This is a genomic window from Pseudomonas sp. CFBP 8771 (assembly GCF_014841695.1).
In the GTDB taxonomy this organism is placed as follows: domain Bacteria; phylum Pseudomonadota; class Gammaproteobacteria; order Pseudomonadales; family Pseudomonadaceae; genus Aquipseudomonas; species Aquipseudomonas baltica.
The window spans coordinates 529151-543559 of record NZ_JACYUJ010000002.1 but is presented as its reverse complement, the minus strand read 5'-3'; the positions used below and the strand labels follow the sequence as shown (position 1 = coordinate 543559).

Here is a 14409-nt window from a genome sequence, read left to right as displayed (position 1 = left end):
TTGACTGCGAGGAATACCCCATGAAATTGCCAAGCCTGATCGTCCGCCCCGTTGCCATGGCCGTGTTCGGCGCCGTCCTGGCTGCCAGCTCGTTGAGCGCTTCGGCGTTCCAGCAGCCCGGCAAGATCGTCGCCGGTTCCGATATGACGTTCTTCCCCTACGAGTACATGGAGAAGAACAAACCCGCCGGCTTCGATATCGAATTTCTCGACGGTCTGGCCAAGGTCATGGGCATGACTGCGGAAAACATCGACACGCGCTTTCCCAACCTGATCAGCGGACTGCAGGCCGGACGGTTCGATATCACCAACTCGTCGATGTACATCACCGCCGACCGCCTGAAGGTGATCGACATGGTCCCTTACCTGAAAAGTGGCGAGTCGATACTTGCAGTGAAGGGCAGTGACTATCAGCCCAAGACGCCCGAAGAGTTCTGCGGCCACAAGATCGGCTCCATGGGTGCCACGTCCTGGCTGCAGCAGTTGCAGAAGCTGTCTGCCGAATATTGCGTGAAGAATGGCCTGCAGCCGATTGCCATCAGCGAGTACGGCACCGATCCACAGGCAACCCAGGCCATGCTGGCGCACGCAGTCGAGGCGCAGATCACCGATGCGGCGGTCGCCCGTGGTGTGGTCGACAAGCTGGGCAATCGCGTAGTGATTTCCTCGCAGACCCTGATCTACCCGGTGCTCAACGGCTTCGGCGTGAAGAAGGGCAACGATGCCGTCAGAAACGCGCTCGTCGAAGGCCTGGAAAAGTACAGCAAGACCCCGGAGTACGCCGCCCTGCTGGCCAAGTACAAGTTCCAGGCGCCGACCGCCGATGACATCGCCACATTGATGCCCAAGCCCTGATATCGCGCATCAAGATCAGCCAACAGTGCCCGTGGATCGTCGCGGGTACGTGCCAACGGAGTGCCCAGCGCCATGGCCCTGAGTTTCGAAGAACAGACGCGCGTCGACCTGGCGGCGACGTTCCGTATCATCGCCCACCTGGGCATGCATGAGGCGGTCGCCAACCATTTCAGTGCGGCCATCAGCGCCGACGGCAAGCAGTTCCTGCTCAACCCCAAGTGGGTGCATTTTTCCCGCCTGCGAGCCAGTGATCTGTTGCTACTCGATGCCGACGATGCCGAAGCCGCACAGCGCCCGGACGTGGATGCCACTGCCTGGTCGATCCACGGCCAGGTTCACCAACGCCTGCCCGATGCCCGTGTGGTGCTGCATCTGCACCCGGTCTACACCACCGCCGTGGCCTGCCTGGCGCAGCCCAAAATCGTGCCGGTCGACCAGAACACGGCGCGCTATTTCAACCGCGTCGCGGTGGATGAACTGTATGGCGGCATGGCCGATACCAGCGCCGAGGGCGCGCGCCTGGCCAGCCTGCTGCAGGACAAGAGCCGGCTGCTGATGGGCAACCATGGTGTCATCGTCACTGCCCCCACGGTGGGTGAGGCGTTCGATGACATCTGGACCCTGGAGCGCGCCTGCCAGATTCTGGTAACCGCCTGGTCGACCGGCCAGCCGCTCAAGGTGCTGGCTGATGAAGTGGCGGAAAAGACCGCGCGGGACTGGGAGAAAATCAGCGATTTTTCCCAGCGCCATTTCGAAGAAATGAAGTACCTGATGATTCAGGCGGATCCCTCGCTGGTGGACTGAGCACCCGACATCCACTGAGCGCTCTGCACAGCCTCGCGGGTGCCGCAGGACGCCGTGTGCCCGGCTTTCGAATTTTCATGAAGACAGCGGCAAGCCCTGACGGCCTGCCGAAGGATGCCAAGATGAACCAACAGATCACCGAAATAGACACCCTGGTAGTGGGTGCTGGACAGGCCGGGGTGGCCATGAGCGAGCACCTGAGCCGTCTGGGCATCCCTCACCTGGTACTGGAGCGGGCTCGCATCGCCGAAGCCTGGCGCTCGGGCCGTTGGGACTCACTGGTGGCCAACGGCCCGGCCTGGCACGATCGGTTCCCCGGCCTGGAATTCGACATGGACCCGGATGGCTTCGCCGGCAAGGAGCAGGTGGCCGATTATTTCGAAGCCTATGCCCGCACATTCGACGCGCCGATCAAGACCGGTGTGGAGGTCAAGCGAGTGACGCGCAACGTCGGTCGCGCCGGCTTCACCGTGGAAACCAGCGCGGGCACCTATTCGGTCAAGCACCTGGTGTCGGCCACCGGGCCGTTCCAGAAACCGGTCATCCCGGCCATCGCGCCCACTGATTCAGCGCTTCACCAGATCCATTCGGCGCACTATTTCAACCCCGAGCAATTGCCCGCAGGCGCGGTGCTGGTGGTCGGTGCGGGGTCATCCGGGGTGCAGATCGCCGAGGAGCTGCTGCGCGCAGGGCGCAAGGTCTACCTGTCGGTTGGGCCGCACGACCGGCCGCCACGCGCTTACCGCGGGCGGGATTTCTGCTGGTGGCTGGGTGTGCTCGGGCTGTGGGACAGCGAGACCGTGCAGGCGGGCCGCGAGCACGTCACCATTGCCGTCAGTGGCGCCCGTGGCGGGCATACCGTGGACTTTCGTCGCTTGGCGCAAGCCGGGATGGTGCTGGTCGGCCTGACCGAGCGTTTTGCCGATGGCACCGTCACCTTTGCCCAGGACCTGAACGACAACCTCGACCGGGGTGACGAGAACTATCTGGCCCTGCTCGATGCGGCCGATGCCTATGCCGAGCGCAACGGCCTGGACTTGCCCCTGGAACCGACTGCCCGCGAGCGCGTAGCCGACGCGGCGTGCATCGCCAAGCCGCTGCAGGCGCTGGACCTGGCCGAGGCGGGCGTGGCCACGATCATCTGGGCCACCGGTTATTCGCAAGACTACAGCTGGCTGCAGGTGGACGCCTTCCACGCCAACGGCAAGCCGCGTCACCAGCGCGGCGTGAGCAGCGAACAAGGCATCTATTTCGTCGGTCTGCCATGGTTGTCGCGGCGCGGTTCGGCGTTTATCTGGGGCGTATGGCACGACGCCCGGCATGTCGCCGACCAGATCGCCACCCAGCGCAAATACCGCGCCTACGACGAATCCAGGTCGGCCGCGGACTTGCCCGCCGCGTTGCGCGCCAACGCTTGATCGCAGCTGTTGATCACTACTGTGTGGCGTCACCTCGACGCCTACGCCAAGGAGTTTCGTTCATGGTTACCCATACCCGCATTCGGATGTTCAACACCAAGGACACCTACCCCAACCAGAGCCTGGACAATGACCTGTGCCAAGCTGTCCGGGCCGGCAATACCGTCTATGTGCGTGGCCAGGTGGGCACCGATTTCGACGGCAACCTCGTGGGGCTCGGTGACCCGGCCGCGCAGGCCGAGCAGGCCATGAAAAACGTCAAGCAGTTGCTGGAAGAGGCGGGCAGCGACCTGTCGCATATCGTCAAGACCACTACCTACATCATCGATCCGCGCTATCGCGAGCCGGTCTATCACGTCGTCGGCCGCTGGCTCAAGGGAGTCTTCCCGATTTCCACTGGCCTGGTGGTGTCGGCCCTCGGCCAACCGCAGTGGTTGATGGAAATCGACGTGATCGCCGTCATCCCGGAATGAGGAGTTCCCTGCTATGACCTTTTCCATTGCGGCACGCTGCGCCGAAACCGGCCAGTTGGGCATCGCCATCAGTTCTTCGAGCATTGCCGTGGGCGCCCGCTGCCCGTGGCTGCTGGCCGGTGTGGGGGCGGTGTCGTCACAGAACATCACCCTGCCAGCCCTCGGCCCGCAGACGCTTGTGCTGCTCGAACAGCAGGTGTCGCCTGCCGAGGCGTTGCAGCAGGTGCTGGGCCGCGACGGTTTCGGTGAGTACCGGCAGATCATCGCCCTCGATGCGCAGGGGCGCAGCGCCCATGTCAGTGGTAGCCAGACCTTGGGCATTCACCATGCGCGCAGCGGTGAACACTGCGTAGCGGCAGGCAACATGCTGGCCGCCACCGCGGTGGTCGACGCTTTGGTCGAGGCGTTCCAAGAGGCCTCCGGGCACCTGGCCGAGCGCTTGCTGCATGCCATGCTGGCCGGGCTGGCCGCCGGTGGCGAAGCCGGGCCGGTGCACTCTGCGGCGCTGAAAGTAGTAGGTGAGCTGCCGTGGCCCGTCGTCGACCTGCGAGTGGACTGGGCCGAGCATGATCCTTTGGGTGAGTTGCAGCAGCTGTGGCAGGCCTATCGACCGCAGATGCAGGACTATATCGACCGCGCTTTGAATCCGGCGGTGGCGCCGGGTTACGGCGTGCCGGGAGACGCCCGATGAGCGCCAGCCGTGATCTGCTGGCGCAGTTGGTGGCCTTCGACACCACCAGTCGCGAGTCGAACCTGGCGCTGATCGAATTCGTTCAGGGCTACCTGGCAGAGTACGGCGTGAGCAGCGAGCTGATCTACAACGAGGCTCGTAGCAAGGCCAATCTGTTCGCCAGCATCGGCCCTGACCATGTGCCGGGCATCGTCCTGTCGGGCCATACCGATGTGGTGCCGGTAGACGGCCAGGCTTGGACCCATCCGCCGTTTCAGCTGAGCGAAGCGGATGGGCGCCTGTATGGCCGCGGCACCGCCGACATGAAAGGCTACATCGCCTGCGTACTGGCGCAGGTACCGGCATGGGTCGAGGCACCCCTGCGCAGGCCGCTGCACATCGCGCTGTCCTACGATGAGGAAGTCGGCTGCCTGGGCGTGCGCTCGCTGCTCGAAGCGTTGCGTCACCGGCCGGTGCAGCCGATGTTGTGCGTGATCGGCGAACCGACCGAGCTGGCGCCCGTGCTCGGCCATAAGGGCAAGCTGGCGATGCGTTGCGAGGTGGAGGGGCTGGCTTGTCACTCGGCCCATGCGCCCAGCGGGGTCAATGCCATCGAGTACGCCGCGCGGCTGATTGCCGAACTGGGCCGGCTGGGTGAGGCGCTGCAAACCCCGGATGCACGCAACGAGCGCTTCGATCCGCCGTTTTCCACGGTGCAGGTGGGGGTGATAGCGGGCGGTACGGCGCTCAACATCGTACCCCAGCATTGCCGTTTCGATTTCGAGGTGCGCTCGCTGCCCGCCGATGATCCGCGGCAACTCACCCAGGCCCTGCAAGGTTACGCTGAGCACACGTTGCTGCCGGCCATGCAGGCGGTCGGTGGCCAGAGCGCCATTCGCTTCAGCGAGTTGTCCAGCTATCCGGGCCTGGACGTGAGCCATGCCAGCGAGGCCGCTGGCTGGATCGCACGGTTCAGCGGTTCGCGGGCGTTCTCCACAGTGGCGTTCGGCACCGAAGGCGGGCTGTTCGATCAGGCAGGTATCGCCACGGTGGTGTGCGGGCCGGGCAGCATGGCGCAGGGGCACAAGCCCGATGAGTTCGTCAGCGTCGCGCAGTTGGCAGGATGCGACGAGATGTTGGGTCGAATACTGGCCTTTGCCTGCGAAGAATAGTCCGTGTTGGCGTGAATCTCGGGCATGAAAAAAGCACCCATCAGGGTGCTTTTTTCGTCGCGGCGCTTGTCGCGTCGGCGCTCAGCGCTTGAGCGAAGCCGGCAGGTGCGGCTGGATGGCGGTCAGCACCGCCTTGAAGCACTTGGTGTTGCCGGCCACGATGTGGCCGTTTTCCAGGAAGTTGTGGCCGCCGGTGAAATCGCTCACCAGACCGCCTGCTTCCTGAATCAGCAGCACGCCTGCGGCCATGTCCCATTCCGACAGACCCGACTCCCAGAATGCGTCGAAGCGGCCCGCGGCGACGTAGGCCAGATCCAGGCTGGCGGAGCCGGCGCGGCGGATGCCGGCGGTCTGGCCCACCAGGCTGCGGAACATGCCCAGGTAGTTGTCGAGGTTGTCCATCTGGTTGTCACGGAACGGAAAGCCGGTGCCCAGCAAGGCGCCGTCCAGGCTGGTGCGACCGCTGACACGCAGGCGGCGACCGTTGAGCTGGGCACCACGGCCACGGCTGGCGGTGAATTCTTCCTGGCGCACCGGGTCCAGAACCACCGCGTGCTCCAGGCGACCGCGGTATTTGCAGGCGATGCTGACGGCGAAATGCGGGACGCCGCGCAGGAAGTTGGTGGTGCCGTCCAGTGGGTCGATGATCCACAGGTAGTCTTCGCCTTCGCCGCTGCCGGCGTGGAAGCCGGTTTCTTCGCCACGGATGCCGTGGGTTGGATAGGCCTTGCGCAGGGCGTCGATGATTTTCTGTTCGGCGGCGCGATCGACTTCGGACACGTAGTCCTTGGCATCTTTCTCGTCGACCTTGATGGTATCCAGGCGCTCGATGGAGCGGAAGATCAATTCACTGGCGCTGCGGGCGGCGCGCAGCGCGATATTCAGCATGGGCTGCATGGACGTTTCACCTAGGTCGTTAAAGAAAGCCGCGCATTCTAGCAGAAAAGTCGTGGACAAGAAGAGGGACATAGCCTTAGTTATAGGCCTTCTGTAATATTTGCCGCCCTTTCCCCGACACAGAGCCCTAGCCGTGCTGGATAACATCCGAGTCGTCCTGGTCAATACCAGCCATCCCGGCAACATCGGTGGAGCGGCGCGCGCCATGAAGAACATGGGCCTGTCGCGGCTGGTGCTGGTCGAGCCCCGCGATTTTCCGTCGCCCGAAGCCGAGGCGCGCGCCTCGGGTGCCAGTGACGTGCTGGAAAACGCCCAGGTGGTCGCCACGCTGGAAGAGGCACTGGTGGGCTGCACGGTGGTGCTGGGTACCAGCGCCCGCGACCGCAGCCTGCCCTGGCCCTTGGTGGATCCCCGTGAGTGCGGCGAGAAAGTCATCGACGAAGCGGGGCAGGGCAAGCAGATCGCGCTGGTGTTCGGCCGCGAGCATGCCGGCCTGACCAACGACGAGCTGCAGCGCTGTCATTTCCATGTGCACATCCCGTCCAACCCCGATTTCAGCTCGCTGAACCTGGCGGCGGCGGTGCAGGTGCTCGGCTATGAAGTGCGCATGGCCTGGCTGGCGGGCACGCGGCCGGCGGCTGCCATGGAGAAGGCCGAAGAGCTGGCGACCAGCGACGAGATGGAGCGCTTCTATGGCCATCTGCAGGACACGCTGGTCGACATCGCCTTTCTCGACCCGGAAAAACCGCGGCATTTGATGGCGCGCCTGCGCCGGCTGTTTGGCCGCAGCGCCGTGAACAAGTCGGAAATGAGTATTTTGCGCGGCATTCTCACCGAGACCCAGAAGGTCGCTCGGGGTGAGCCGCATAAGCGCAAGGATCAGTAAATGTTCGAACGTCTGCGGGAAGATATCCAGAGTGTTTTTCATCGCGATCCGGCTGCGCGCAATGCGTTCGAGGTGTTGACCTGCTACCCGGGCATGCACGCCATCTGGCTGCATCGGGCGGCCCATGCCTTGTGGAAGCGGGAGCTGAAATGGCTGGCGCGGGTGGTGTCGAATTTCGGTCGCTGGATGACCGGGATCGAGATTCATCCGGGCGCTACAGTGGGTCGGCGATTCTTCATCGACCACGGCATGGGCATCGTGATCGGCGAGACGGCCGAGATCGGCGACGATGTGACGATCTATCAGGGCGTGACCCTGGGCGGTACCAGCTGGAACAAGGGCAAGCGCCATCCAACCCTCGCCGACGGCGTGGTGGTCGGGGCAGGGGCCAAGGTGCTCGGGCCGTTCACCGTCGGCGCCGGGGCCAAGGTCGGCTCCAATGCGGTGGTGACCAAGGAGGTGCCGCCCGGCGCGACCGTGGTGGGGATCCCGGGCAAGATCATCGTCAAGAGCGACGACCAGCTCGATGCGCGGCGCAAGGCCATGGCCGAGAAGATCGGCTTCGATGCCTACGGTGTCGGTGGGGAAGATATGCCGGACCCGGTGGCCAGGGCCATCGGCCAACTGCTCGATCACCTGCATGCAGTGGATGGGCGCCTCGAGGGCATGTGTGGCGCGCTCAATCAGTTGGGCAGCGACTACCGTGCCAAGGACCTGCCGCCCCTGCGTGACGAGGATTTCGAATGCGTGCAGGGCGCGGAGCGCAAGGCCAACCCCTGATCCATCAGATCCACCGCGGCGCCCGTTTCGCGGCCGATGACCGCTCCTACGCGTGCCTCGATACCCCCGTAGGAGCGGTCCATGGCCGCGAAAGGCGCACCTCGGTCTGGCAGATCCACCGCGGCATCCATTTCGCGGCCGATGGCCGCTCCTGCGGGGGGAGTGCGCACGATGGGGTTCTCCCTCCTGCATCATTAGTCTGCTATCATTGCGCCGCCGTTTTTGCACTCAAGTCCTAGTAATTCAGTAGGACTTATAGTTGACAAATTTACTCGGAAATAGGATGATCGAACCTATTCCGAGAACCCGTGGTACTAGCCATGCGACTGACAACTAAAGGCCGATACGCCGTCACTGCCATGCTCGACCTGGCATTGCACGCGCAGCGTGGGCCCGTCTCATTGGCCGACATCTCCGAGCGCCAGGGCATCTCGCTGTCCTACCTGGAGCAACTGTTCGCCAAGCTGCGCCGGGGCAACCTGGTGTCCAGCGTGCGTGGCCCGGGCGGTGGTTACCAGCTTTCCCGCGAAATGGAAGGCATCCAGGTTGCACAGGTCATCGACGCGGTCAACGAATCGGTCGACGCCACCAAGTGCCAGGGCCTGGGTGATTGCCACGCCGGAGACACCTGCCTGACCCATCACCTGTGGTGCGACCTCAGCCAGCAGATCCATGAATTTTTGAGCGGCATCAGTCTGTCCGACCTTGTCACTCGCCGTGAAGTGCAAGAAGTCGCCCAGCGCCAGGACCTGCGCCGTTGCAACAGCAACGGCCGCACGCAACGCCTGGACAAGATCGAAACGTCTGCCGTCGAATGAGAAAGCCAGGTTAGCCGCCTGATAGGAGATACCAATGAAGTTGCCGATTTACCTCGATTACTCCGCGACCACGCCAGTGGATCCACGCGTTGCACAGAAGATGATCGAATGCCTGCAGATGGATGGGAACTTCGGTAACCCGGCTTCCCGTTCGCACGTGTTCGGCTGGAAAGCCGAAGAAGCCGTCGAAAACGCCCGTCGCCAAGTGGCCGACCTGGTCGGTGCCGACCCGCGCGAAATCGTCTGGACCAGCGGTGCCACCGAGTCCGACAACCTCGCGATCAAAGGTGTGGCGCACTTCTACCAGACCAAGGGCAAGCACATCATCACCACCAAGATCGAGCACAAGGCGGTGCTGGACACCACCCGCCAGCTCGAGCGTGAAGGCTTCGACGTCACCTATCTCGAGCCCGGCACCGATGGCCTGGTCACCCCGGCCATGATCGAAGCGGTGATGCGCGATGACACCATCCTGGTTTCGGTCATCCACGTGAACAACGAAATCGGCGTGATCAACGACATCGCGGCCATCGGCGAACTGACCCGTTCGCGCGGCGTGCTGTTCCATGTCGATGCTGCGCAGTCCACCGGCAAGGTCGACATCGACCTGGCCGCGCTCAAGGTCGACCTGATGTCGTTCTCGGCGCACAAGACCTATGGCCCCAAGGGTATCGGCGCGCTGTACGTCAGCCGCAAGCCGCGCGTTCGTCTGGAAGCTGCCATGCACGGCGGTGGTCACGAGCGCGGCATGCGTTCGGGCACCCTGGCCACGCACCAGATCGTCGGCATGGGTGAAGCCTTCCGTATCGCCAAGGAAACCATGGCGGACGAGAACGCACGCATCAAGGCCCTCAGCGACCGGTTCTACCAGCAGGTCGAAAACCTGGAAGAGCTGTACGTCAACGGCAGCCTGACTGCCCGCGTACCGCACAACCTGAACCTGTCCTTCAACTATGTCGAAGGCGAGTCGCTGATCATGGCCCTCAAGGACCTGGCAGTGTCTTCCGGTTCCGCGTGCACCTCGGCCTCGCTCGAGCCCTCGTACGTGCTGCGCGCCCTGGGCCGCAACGACGAGCTGGCACACAGCTCCATTCGTTTCACCTTCGGTCGCTTCACCACCGAGGAAGAAGTCGATTACGCCGCGCAGAAAGTCTGCGAGGCCGTCACCAAGCTGCGCGCGTTGTCGCCGCTGTGGGACATGTACAAAGACGGTGTCGATATCTCGAAGATCGAGTGGGCGGCGCACTAAGTAGCTGCCGGCAAGAGCGGCTTACCTGATGAGTTTCAGTAAGGATCAATATCATGGCTTACAGTGAAAAGGTCATCGACCACTACGAAAACCCACGTAACGTGGGCAAGATGGACGCCGAAGATGCCGATGTCGGCACTGGCATGGTCGGCGCTCCGGCGTGCGGCGATGTGATGCGTCTGCAGATCCGCGTCAACGAGCAGGGCATCATCGAAGATGCCAAGTTCAAGACGTACGGCTGCGGTTCGGCCATCGCTTCCAGCTCCCTCGCCACCGAGTGGATGAAGGGCAAGACCCTGGACGAAGCCGAAACCATCAAGAACACCCAGCTGGCCGAAGAACTGGCGTTGCCGCCGGTGAAGATCCACTGCTCGGTGCTCGCCGAGGACGCCATCAAGGCGGCCGTACGCGACTACAAGCAGAAGAAAGGTCTGCTCTGAGTCAGAGCGAAGCTGGACACAGTCGCAGGTTCGATACAGCGCGGTGCGGGTGACCGCTCGCGCGCAACCGTTTGCAGGTAAGGAGTCACGATGGCCATCAGCATGACAGAAGCCGCCGCCAACCACGTTCGCCGCTCCCTGGCAGGGCGTGGCAAGGGTGACGGCATTCGTTTGGGCGTACGCACCACCGGTTGCTCGGGGTTGGCCTACGTGCTGGAGTTCGTCGATGAAGCCGGCAGCGAAGACAAGGTCTTCGAGAACCATGGCGTCAAGGTGATCATCGATCCCAAGAGCCTGGTCTACCTGGACGGTACCGAGCTCGATTTCGTCAAGGAAGGGTTGAACGAAGGCTTCAAGTTCAACAACCCCAACGTACGCGGCGAATGTGGCTGCGGCGAAAGCTTCAATATCTGAGGCTGACCGTGGGTACTCCTTGTCATTTCGCCCTGTTCGACCTCAAGCCCGGCTTTCGCCTGGATCTCGACCAGCTGGCTACCCGCTACCGCGAGTTGGCCCGTGAAGTCCACCCCGATCGCTTTGCCGACGCTTCCGAGCGCGAGCAGCGCCAGGCGCTGGAAAAGTCCGCGGGTTTGAATGATGCCTACCAGACCCTGAAGGCTGCGCCCAAGCGTGCGCGTTACCTGCTGTCCATCGGCGGGCGGGAAGTACCGCAGGAAGTCACGGTCCATGACCCGGACTTTCTTCTGCAGCAGATGCAGTGGCGCGAAGAGCTCGAAGACCTGCAGGACAGCGCCGACTTGCCCGGTGTGGCCGCCTTCAAGCGGCGGGTCAAGGCCGCGCAGGCTGAACTCGAAGACAGCTTCGCTGCCTGTTGGGATGACGCGGCGGAACGCGAACAGGCCGAACGCCTGATGCGGCGCATGCAGTTTCTCGACAAGCTTTCTTATGAAGTGCGCCAGCTCGAAGAGCGCCTCGACGATTAACCCAGTGTCGCTACGGCCACACGCCTGAATTCCTGACCTGATAAGCATGGCCCTACTGCAGATCGCCGAACCTGGCCAGAGTCCTCAACCACACCAGCGTCGTCTGGCCGTGGGGATCGACCTGGGCACTACCAATTCGCTGGTCGCTGCGCTGCGCAGCGGTCTATCCGAACCCCTGGCAGACGCAGACGGGCAGGTCATCCTGCCGTCTGCCGTTCGCTATCACGCCGATCGTGTCGAGGTCGGAGCGGCTGCCAAGGCTGCCGCCGCCAGCGACCCTTTCAACACCGTACTCTCGGTCAAGCGCCTGATGGGCCGTGGCCTGGCCGACGTCAAGCAGCTGGGCGAGCAATTGCCCTACCGCTTCGTCGGTGGCGAGTCGCACATGCCGTTCATCCAGACCGTCCAAGGGCCGAAAAGCCCGGTGGAAGTGTCTGCCGATATTCTCAAGGCCCTGCGCCAGCGCGCCGAAGACGTCTTGGGCGGCGACCTGGTCGGGGCGGTGATCACCGTTCCCGCCTATTTCGATGACGCCCAGCGGCAAGCCACCAAGGACGCCGCGCGCCTGGCCGGGCTGAACGTGCTGCGCCTGCTCAACGAGCCGACGGCCGCTGCCGTCGCCTATGGCCTGGATCAGCACGCCGAAGGGCTGGTGGCGATCTACGACCTGGGCGGTGGCACTTTCGATATCTCCATCCTGCGCCTGACCGGCGGGGTCTTCGAAGTGCTGGCCACCGGCGGCGACAGCGCGCTGGGTGGCGACGATTTCGATCATGCCATCGCAGGCTGGATCGTCGAGCAGGCGGGCGTATCCGCCAACCTCGACCCCGGTGCCCAGCGCCAGCTGCTGCAGGCGGCGTGCGCTGCCAAGGAAGCCCTGAGCCAGTCGTACAGCGCCACCATCGAATACGGCACCTGGAGTGCGGAGCTCACGCGCGACGCCTTCCAGGCGCTGATCGAACCCATGATCGCGCGCAGCCTCAAGGCCTGCCGACGCGCCGTGCGTGACGCCAGCATCGAGATCGACGAGATCCTTGCCGTGGTCATGGTCGGTGGCTCTACCCGCGTGCCGCGGGTACGTGAAGCGGTCGGCGAGCTGTTCGGGCGCCAGCCGTTGACCGACATCGACCCCGATCAGGTGGTGGCCATCGGTGCGGCCATCCAGGCCGATACCCTGGCCGGCAACAAGCGCGACGGCGGCGAGCTGTTGCTGCTGGACGTCATCCCGCTGTCCCTGGGGTTGGAAACCATGGGCGGGCTGATGGAGAAGGTGATTCCGCGCAACACCACCATTCCCGTTGCGCGTGCCCAGGATTTCACCACCTACAAGGACGGCCAGTCGGCCTTGCTCGTGCACGTTCTGCAGGGTGAGCGCGAGCTGATCAGCGACTGCCGGTCGCTGGCCCGTTTCGAGCTGCGTGGCATCCCAGCCATGGTGGCCGGCGCGGCGAAGATCCGTGTGACCTTTCAGGTCGATGCCGATGGCCTGCTCAGTGTGTCCGCGCGCGAGCTGGGCTCTGGCGTGGAAGCGAGCATTCAGGTCAAGCCCTCCTATGGCCTGACCGATGGCGAGGTCGCCAGGATGCTCACCGATTCCTTCCAGTACGCCGGTGACGACAAGGTCGCTCGCCAGCTGCGCGAGCACCAGGTCGACGGCGAGCGTCTGCTCGAAGCGGTACAGGCCGCGCTGGACGCCGATGGCGAGCGTCTGCTCGACGACGAAGAGCGCATGGTGATCGGCCTGCAGATGGACGAGTTGCGCGCGCGGGTGAAGGGCGACGACGGTCCGGCCATCGAACAGCAGACCAAGCTGCTGTCGCAGGTGACCGATGCCTTCGCCGCGCGTCGTATGAACAATGCCGTGAAAGACGCCCTGTCAGGGCGCAACCTGAATGAAATTGAGGAATAACTGATGCCGAAGGTGACTTTTCTGCCCCACGCCGAGCATTGCCCGGACGGCATGGTGGTCGAAGCTGAAACTGGCCGGTCGCTGCTCGACGTTGCCCACGATCATCACATCGAGATCGAGAGTGCCTGTGGCGGCGTGTGCGCCTGCACCACCTGCCATTGCGTGATCCGTGCCGGTTTCGACACGCTGGAAGAAGCCGACGAGCTGGAAGAGGATTTCCTCGATCGCGCTTGGGGCCTTGAGCCGACGTCGCGCCTGAGCTGCCAGGCCAAGGTCGGCACCCAGGACATCACCGTCGAGATTCCCAAGTACTCGCTCAATCACGCCGCCGAAGCGCCGCACTGACCGAGGAATCGTCATGAGCTATGGTTGGAATGATGTACAGCGGATCGCCGAGGAGCTGGAAGAACGGCATCCGGAACTCGATCCGTATTCGATCGGCTTCACCCGCCTGCAGCAGATGATCAAGGCGTTGCCTGATTTCGACGACGCCTCCGGTCGCGTCGGCGAGAAGGTGCTCGAAGCGGTGCAGACCCTCTGGGCTGCCGAAAAGGACTGATCGATTTGCAGGTTAGGCAATACCCCGGAACCCGCGTATAATTCGCGGGTTTAATTTTTCGCTTCAATCACTGTTTCTGGAGTTTCACATGGCTGTTCAACGTACTTTCTCCATCATCAAGCCCGACGCTGTCGCCAAGAACGTCATCGGCGAGATCACCACTCGTTTCGAAAAAGCCGGCCTGCGCGTCGTTGCCTCGAAACTCAAGCAACTGTCCAAAGCCGAAGCCGAAGGCTTCTACGCCGAACACAGCGCTCGTGGCTTCTTCGGTGAGCTGGTTGCCTTCATGACTTCCGGCCCGGTCGTCGTCCAGGTTCTGGAAGGTGAAAACGCCATCGCTCTGAACCGCGAACTGATGGGTGCTACCAACCCTAAAGAAGCTGCTGCCGGTACCATCCGTGCCGACTTCGCCGAATCCATCGACGCCAACGCCGTCCACGGTTCGGACTCCGAAGCCGCTGCTGCCCGCGAAATCGCATACTTCTTCGCTACTACCGAAGTAACCACTCGCTAAGCCACGGCCAACGAGTGAAGGT

18 protein-coding genes are annotated in these 14409 nt (G+C 63.3%); 17 read left to right on the top strand and 1 reads right to left on the bottom strand.

The window, feature by feature from the left end:
• The first annotated feature begins 20 nt into the window (after nucleotides 1-20).
• From IFT80_RS07080 to argE, 6 genes are all read left to right on the top strand, one after another.
• Nucleotides 21-854: a transporter substrate-binding domain-containing protein gene (locus IFT80_RS07080; protein ID WP_122479562.1), complete on the top strand. Its 834-nt coding sequence runs from the start codon at nucleotides 21-23 to the stop codon at nucleotides 852-854.
• A gap of 72 nt (nucleotides 855-926) precedes the next feature.
• Nucleotides 927-1658 (top strand): class II aldolase and adducin N-terminal domain-containing protein, encoded by a 732-nt coding sequence (locus IFT80_RS07075; RefSeq protein ID WP_192137051.1) that lies wholly within the window; start codon nucleotides 927-929, stop codon nucleotides 1656-1658.
• 122 nt (nucleotides 1659-1780) lie between these two features.
• Nucleotides 1781-3076: a flavin-containing monooxygenase gene (locus IFT80_RS07070; protein ID WP_192137049.1), complete on the top strand. Its 1296-nt coding sequence runs from the start codon at nucleotides 1781-1783 to the stop codon at nucleotides 3074-3076.
• A 62-nt stretch (nucleotides 3077-3138) separates the two neighbouring features.
• Nucleotides 3139-3549 (top strand): RidA family protein, encoded by a 411-nt coding sequence (locus IFT80_RS07065; RefSeq protein ID WP_122713495.1) that lies wholly within the window; start codon nucleotides 3139-3141, stop codon nucleotides 3547-3549.
• A gap of 13 nt (nucleotides 3550-3562) precedes the next feature.
• On the top strand, nucleotides 3563-4240 hold the full coding sequence (locus IFT80_RS07060) for a DUF1028 domain-containing protein (protein ID WP_192137047.1): 678 nt from the start codon (nucleotides 3563-3565) through the stop codon (nucleotides 4238-4240).
• The gene (argE, locus tag IFT80_RS07055; RefSeq protein WP_192137045.1) at nucleotides 4237-5391 is read left to right on the top strand and encodes an acetylornithine deacetylase; all 1155 of its coding nucleotides are present in this window, start codon (nucleotides 4237-4239) and stop codon (nucleotides 5389-5391) included. The genes IFT80_RS07060 and argE overlap by 4 nt, the downstream gene beginning before the upstream one ends.
• 81 nt (nucleotides 5392-5472) lie before the next feature.
• On the opposite strand, the gene suhB is transcribed toward argE, so the two are convergent.
• Entirely contained in the window at nucleotides 5473-6288 is an 816-nt protein-coding gene (gene suhB, locus IFT80_RS07050) for a type III secretion system regulator SuhB (protein ID WP_122479557.1), read from the bottom strand.
• A 133-nt stretch (nucleotides 6289-6421) separates the two neighbouring features.
• Here suhB and trmJ point away from each other — a divergent pair, with 133 nt between their 5' ends.
• The 11 genes from trmJ to ndk all read left to right on the top strand — a co-directional run bounded on the left by trmJ (nucleotide 6422) and on the right by ndk (nucleotide 14387).
• The gene (gene trmJ / locus IFT80_RS07045; protein WP_122713491.1) at nucleotides 6422-7174 is read left to right on the top strand and encodes a tRNA (cytosine(32)/uridine(32)-2'-O)-methyltransferase TrmJ; all 753 of its coding nucleotides are present in this window, start codon (nucleotides 6422-6424) and stop codon (nucleotides 7172-7174) included.
• On the top strand, nucleotides 7175-7954 hold the full coding sequence (gene cysE, locus IFT80_RS07040; protein WP_192137043.1) for a serine O-acetyltransferase: 780 nt from the start codon (nucleotides 7175-7177) through the stop codon (nucleotides 7952-7954).
• A 320-nt stretch (nucleotides 7955-8274) separates the two neighbouring features.
• Entirely contained in the window at nucleotides 8275-8772 is a 498-nt protein-coding gene (gene iscR, locus IFT80_RS07035; RefSeq protein ID WP_122479554.1) for a Fe-S cluster assembly transcriptional regulator IscR, read from the top strand.
• Between the two features lie 34 nt (nucleotides 8773-8806).
• Nucleotides 8807-10021, top strand: coding sequence for an IscS subfamily cysteine desulfurase (locus IFT80_RS07030; protein WP_122479553.1), 1215 nt, complete (start codon nucleotides 8807-8809; stop codon nucleotides 10019-10021).
• A 53-nt stretch (nucleotides 10022-10074) separates the two neighbouring features.
• A complete protein-coding gene (gene iscU, locus IFT80_RS07025) occupies nucleotides 10075-10461 on the top strand; it encodes a Fe-S cluster assembly scaffold IscU (protein WP_043186545.1) in 387 nt (128 codons plus the stop codon).
• 90 nt (nucleotides 10462-10551) lie between these two features.
• Nucleotides 10552-10875: an iron-sulfur cluster assembly protein IscA gene (gene iscA / locus IFT80_RS07020; RefSeq protein WP_122479552.1), complete on the top strand. Its 324-nt coding sequence runs from the start codon at nucleotides 10552-10554 to the stop codon at nucleotides 10873-10875.
• A gap of 8 nt (nucleotides 10876-10883) precedes the next feature.
• The gene (gene hscB / locus IFT80_RS07015; RefSeq protein WP_192137041.1) at nucleotides 10884-11405 is read left to right on the top strand and encodes a co-chaperone HscB; all 522 of its coding nucleotides are present in this window, start codon (nucleotides 10884-10886) and stop codon (nucleotides 11403-11405) included.
• Nucleotides 11406-11451: 46 nt separating this feature from the next.
• Nucleotides 11452-13314 carry a Fe-S protein assembly chaperone HscA gene (gene hscA, locus IFT80_RS07010; RefSeq protein WP_185794076.1) on the top strand — a complete coding sequence of 621 codons (1863 nt, stop codon included), beginning with the start codon at nucleotides 11452-11454 and terminating at the stop codon, nucleotides 13312-13314.
• A 3-nt stretch (nucleotides 13315-13317) separates the two neighbouring features.
• Complete coding sequence (gene fdx, locus IFT80_RS07005; protein ID WP_122479549.1) at nucleotides 13318-13659, top strand: ISC system 2Fe-2S type ferredoxin; 342 nt, start codon at nucleotides 13318-13320, stop codon at nucleotides 13657-13659.
• 13 nt (nucleotides 13660-13672) lie between these two features.
• Nucleotides 13673-13873 (top strand): Fe-S cluster assembly protein IscX, encoded by a 201-nt coding sequence (gene iscX, locus IFT80_RS07000; protein WP_122479548.1) that lies wholly within the window; start codon nucleotides 13673-13675, stop codon nucleotides 13871-13873.
• A gap of 88 nt (nucleotides 13874-13961) precedes the next feature.
• Nucleotides 13962-14387 (top strand): nucleoside-diphosphate kinase, encoded by a 426-nt coding sequence (ndk, locus tag IFT80_RS06995; RefSeq protein WP_043186559.1) that lies wholly within the window; start codon nucleotides 13962-13964, stop codon nucleotides 14385-14387.
• The last annotated feature ends 22 nt before the right edge of the window (nucleotides 14388-14409 follow it).

Coding starts and splice junctions, on each gene's coding strand:
- IFT80_RS07080 (WP_122479562.1), top strand. CDS start 21: ATGAAATTGCCAAGCCTGATCGTCCGCCCCGTTGCCATGGCCGTGTTC.
- IFT80_RS07075 (WP_192137051.1), top strand. CDS start 927: ATGGCCCTGAGTTTCGAAGAACAGACGCGCGTCGACCTGGCGGCGACG.
- IFT80_RS07070 (WP_192137049.1), top strand. CDS start 1,781: ATGAACCAACAGATCACCGAAATAGACACCCTGGTAGTGGGTGCTGGA.
- IFT80_RS07065 (WP_122713495.1), top strand. CDS start 3,139: ATGGTTACCCATACCCGCATTCGGATGTTCAACACCAAGGACACCTAC.
- IFT80_RS07060 (WP_192137047.1), top strand. CDS start 3,563: ATGACCTTTTCCATTGCGGCACGCTGCGCCGAAACCGGCCAGTTGGGC.
- argE (WP_192137045.1), top strand. CDS start 4,237: ATGAGCGCCAGCCGTGATCTGCTGGCGCAGTTGGTGGCCTTCGACACC.
- suhB (WP_122479557.1), bottom strand. CDS start 6,288: ATGCAGCCCATGCTGAATATCGCGCTGCGCGCCGCCCGCAGCGCCAGT.
- cysE (WP_192137043.1), top strand. CDS start 7,175: ATGTTCGAACGTCTGCGGGAAGATATCCAGAGTGTTTTTCATCGCGAT.
- iscR (WP_122479554.1), top strand. CDS start 8,275: ATGCGACTGACAACTAAAGGCCGATACGCCGTCACTGCCATGCTCGAC.
- IFT80_RS07030 (WP_122479553.1), top strand. CDS start 8,807: ATGAAGTTGCCGATTTACCTCGATTACTCCGCGACCACGCCAGTGGAT.
- iscU (WP_043186545.1), top strand. CDS start 10,075: ATGGCTTACAGTGAAAAGGTCATCGACCACTACGAAAACCCACGTAAC.
- iscA (WP_122479552.1), top strand. CDS start 10,552: ATGGCCATCAGCATGACAGAAGCCGCCGCCAACCACGTTCGCCGCTCC.
- hscA (WP_185794076.1), top strand. CDS start 11,452: ATGGCCCTACTGCAGATCGCCGAACCTGGCCAGAGTCCTCAACCACAC.
- fdx (WP_122479549.1), top strand. CDS start 13,318: ATGCCGAAGGTGACTTTTCTGCCCCACGCCGAGCATTGCCCGGACGGC.
- iscX (WP_122479548.1), top strand. CDS start 13,673: ATGAGCTATGGTTGGAATGATGTACAGCGGATCGCCGAGGAGCTGGAA.
- ndk (WP_043186559.1), top strand. CDS start 13,962: ATGGCTGTTCAACGTACTTTCTCCATCATCAAGCCCGACGCTGTCGCC.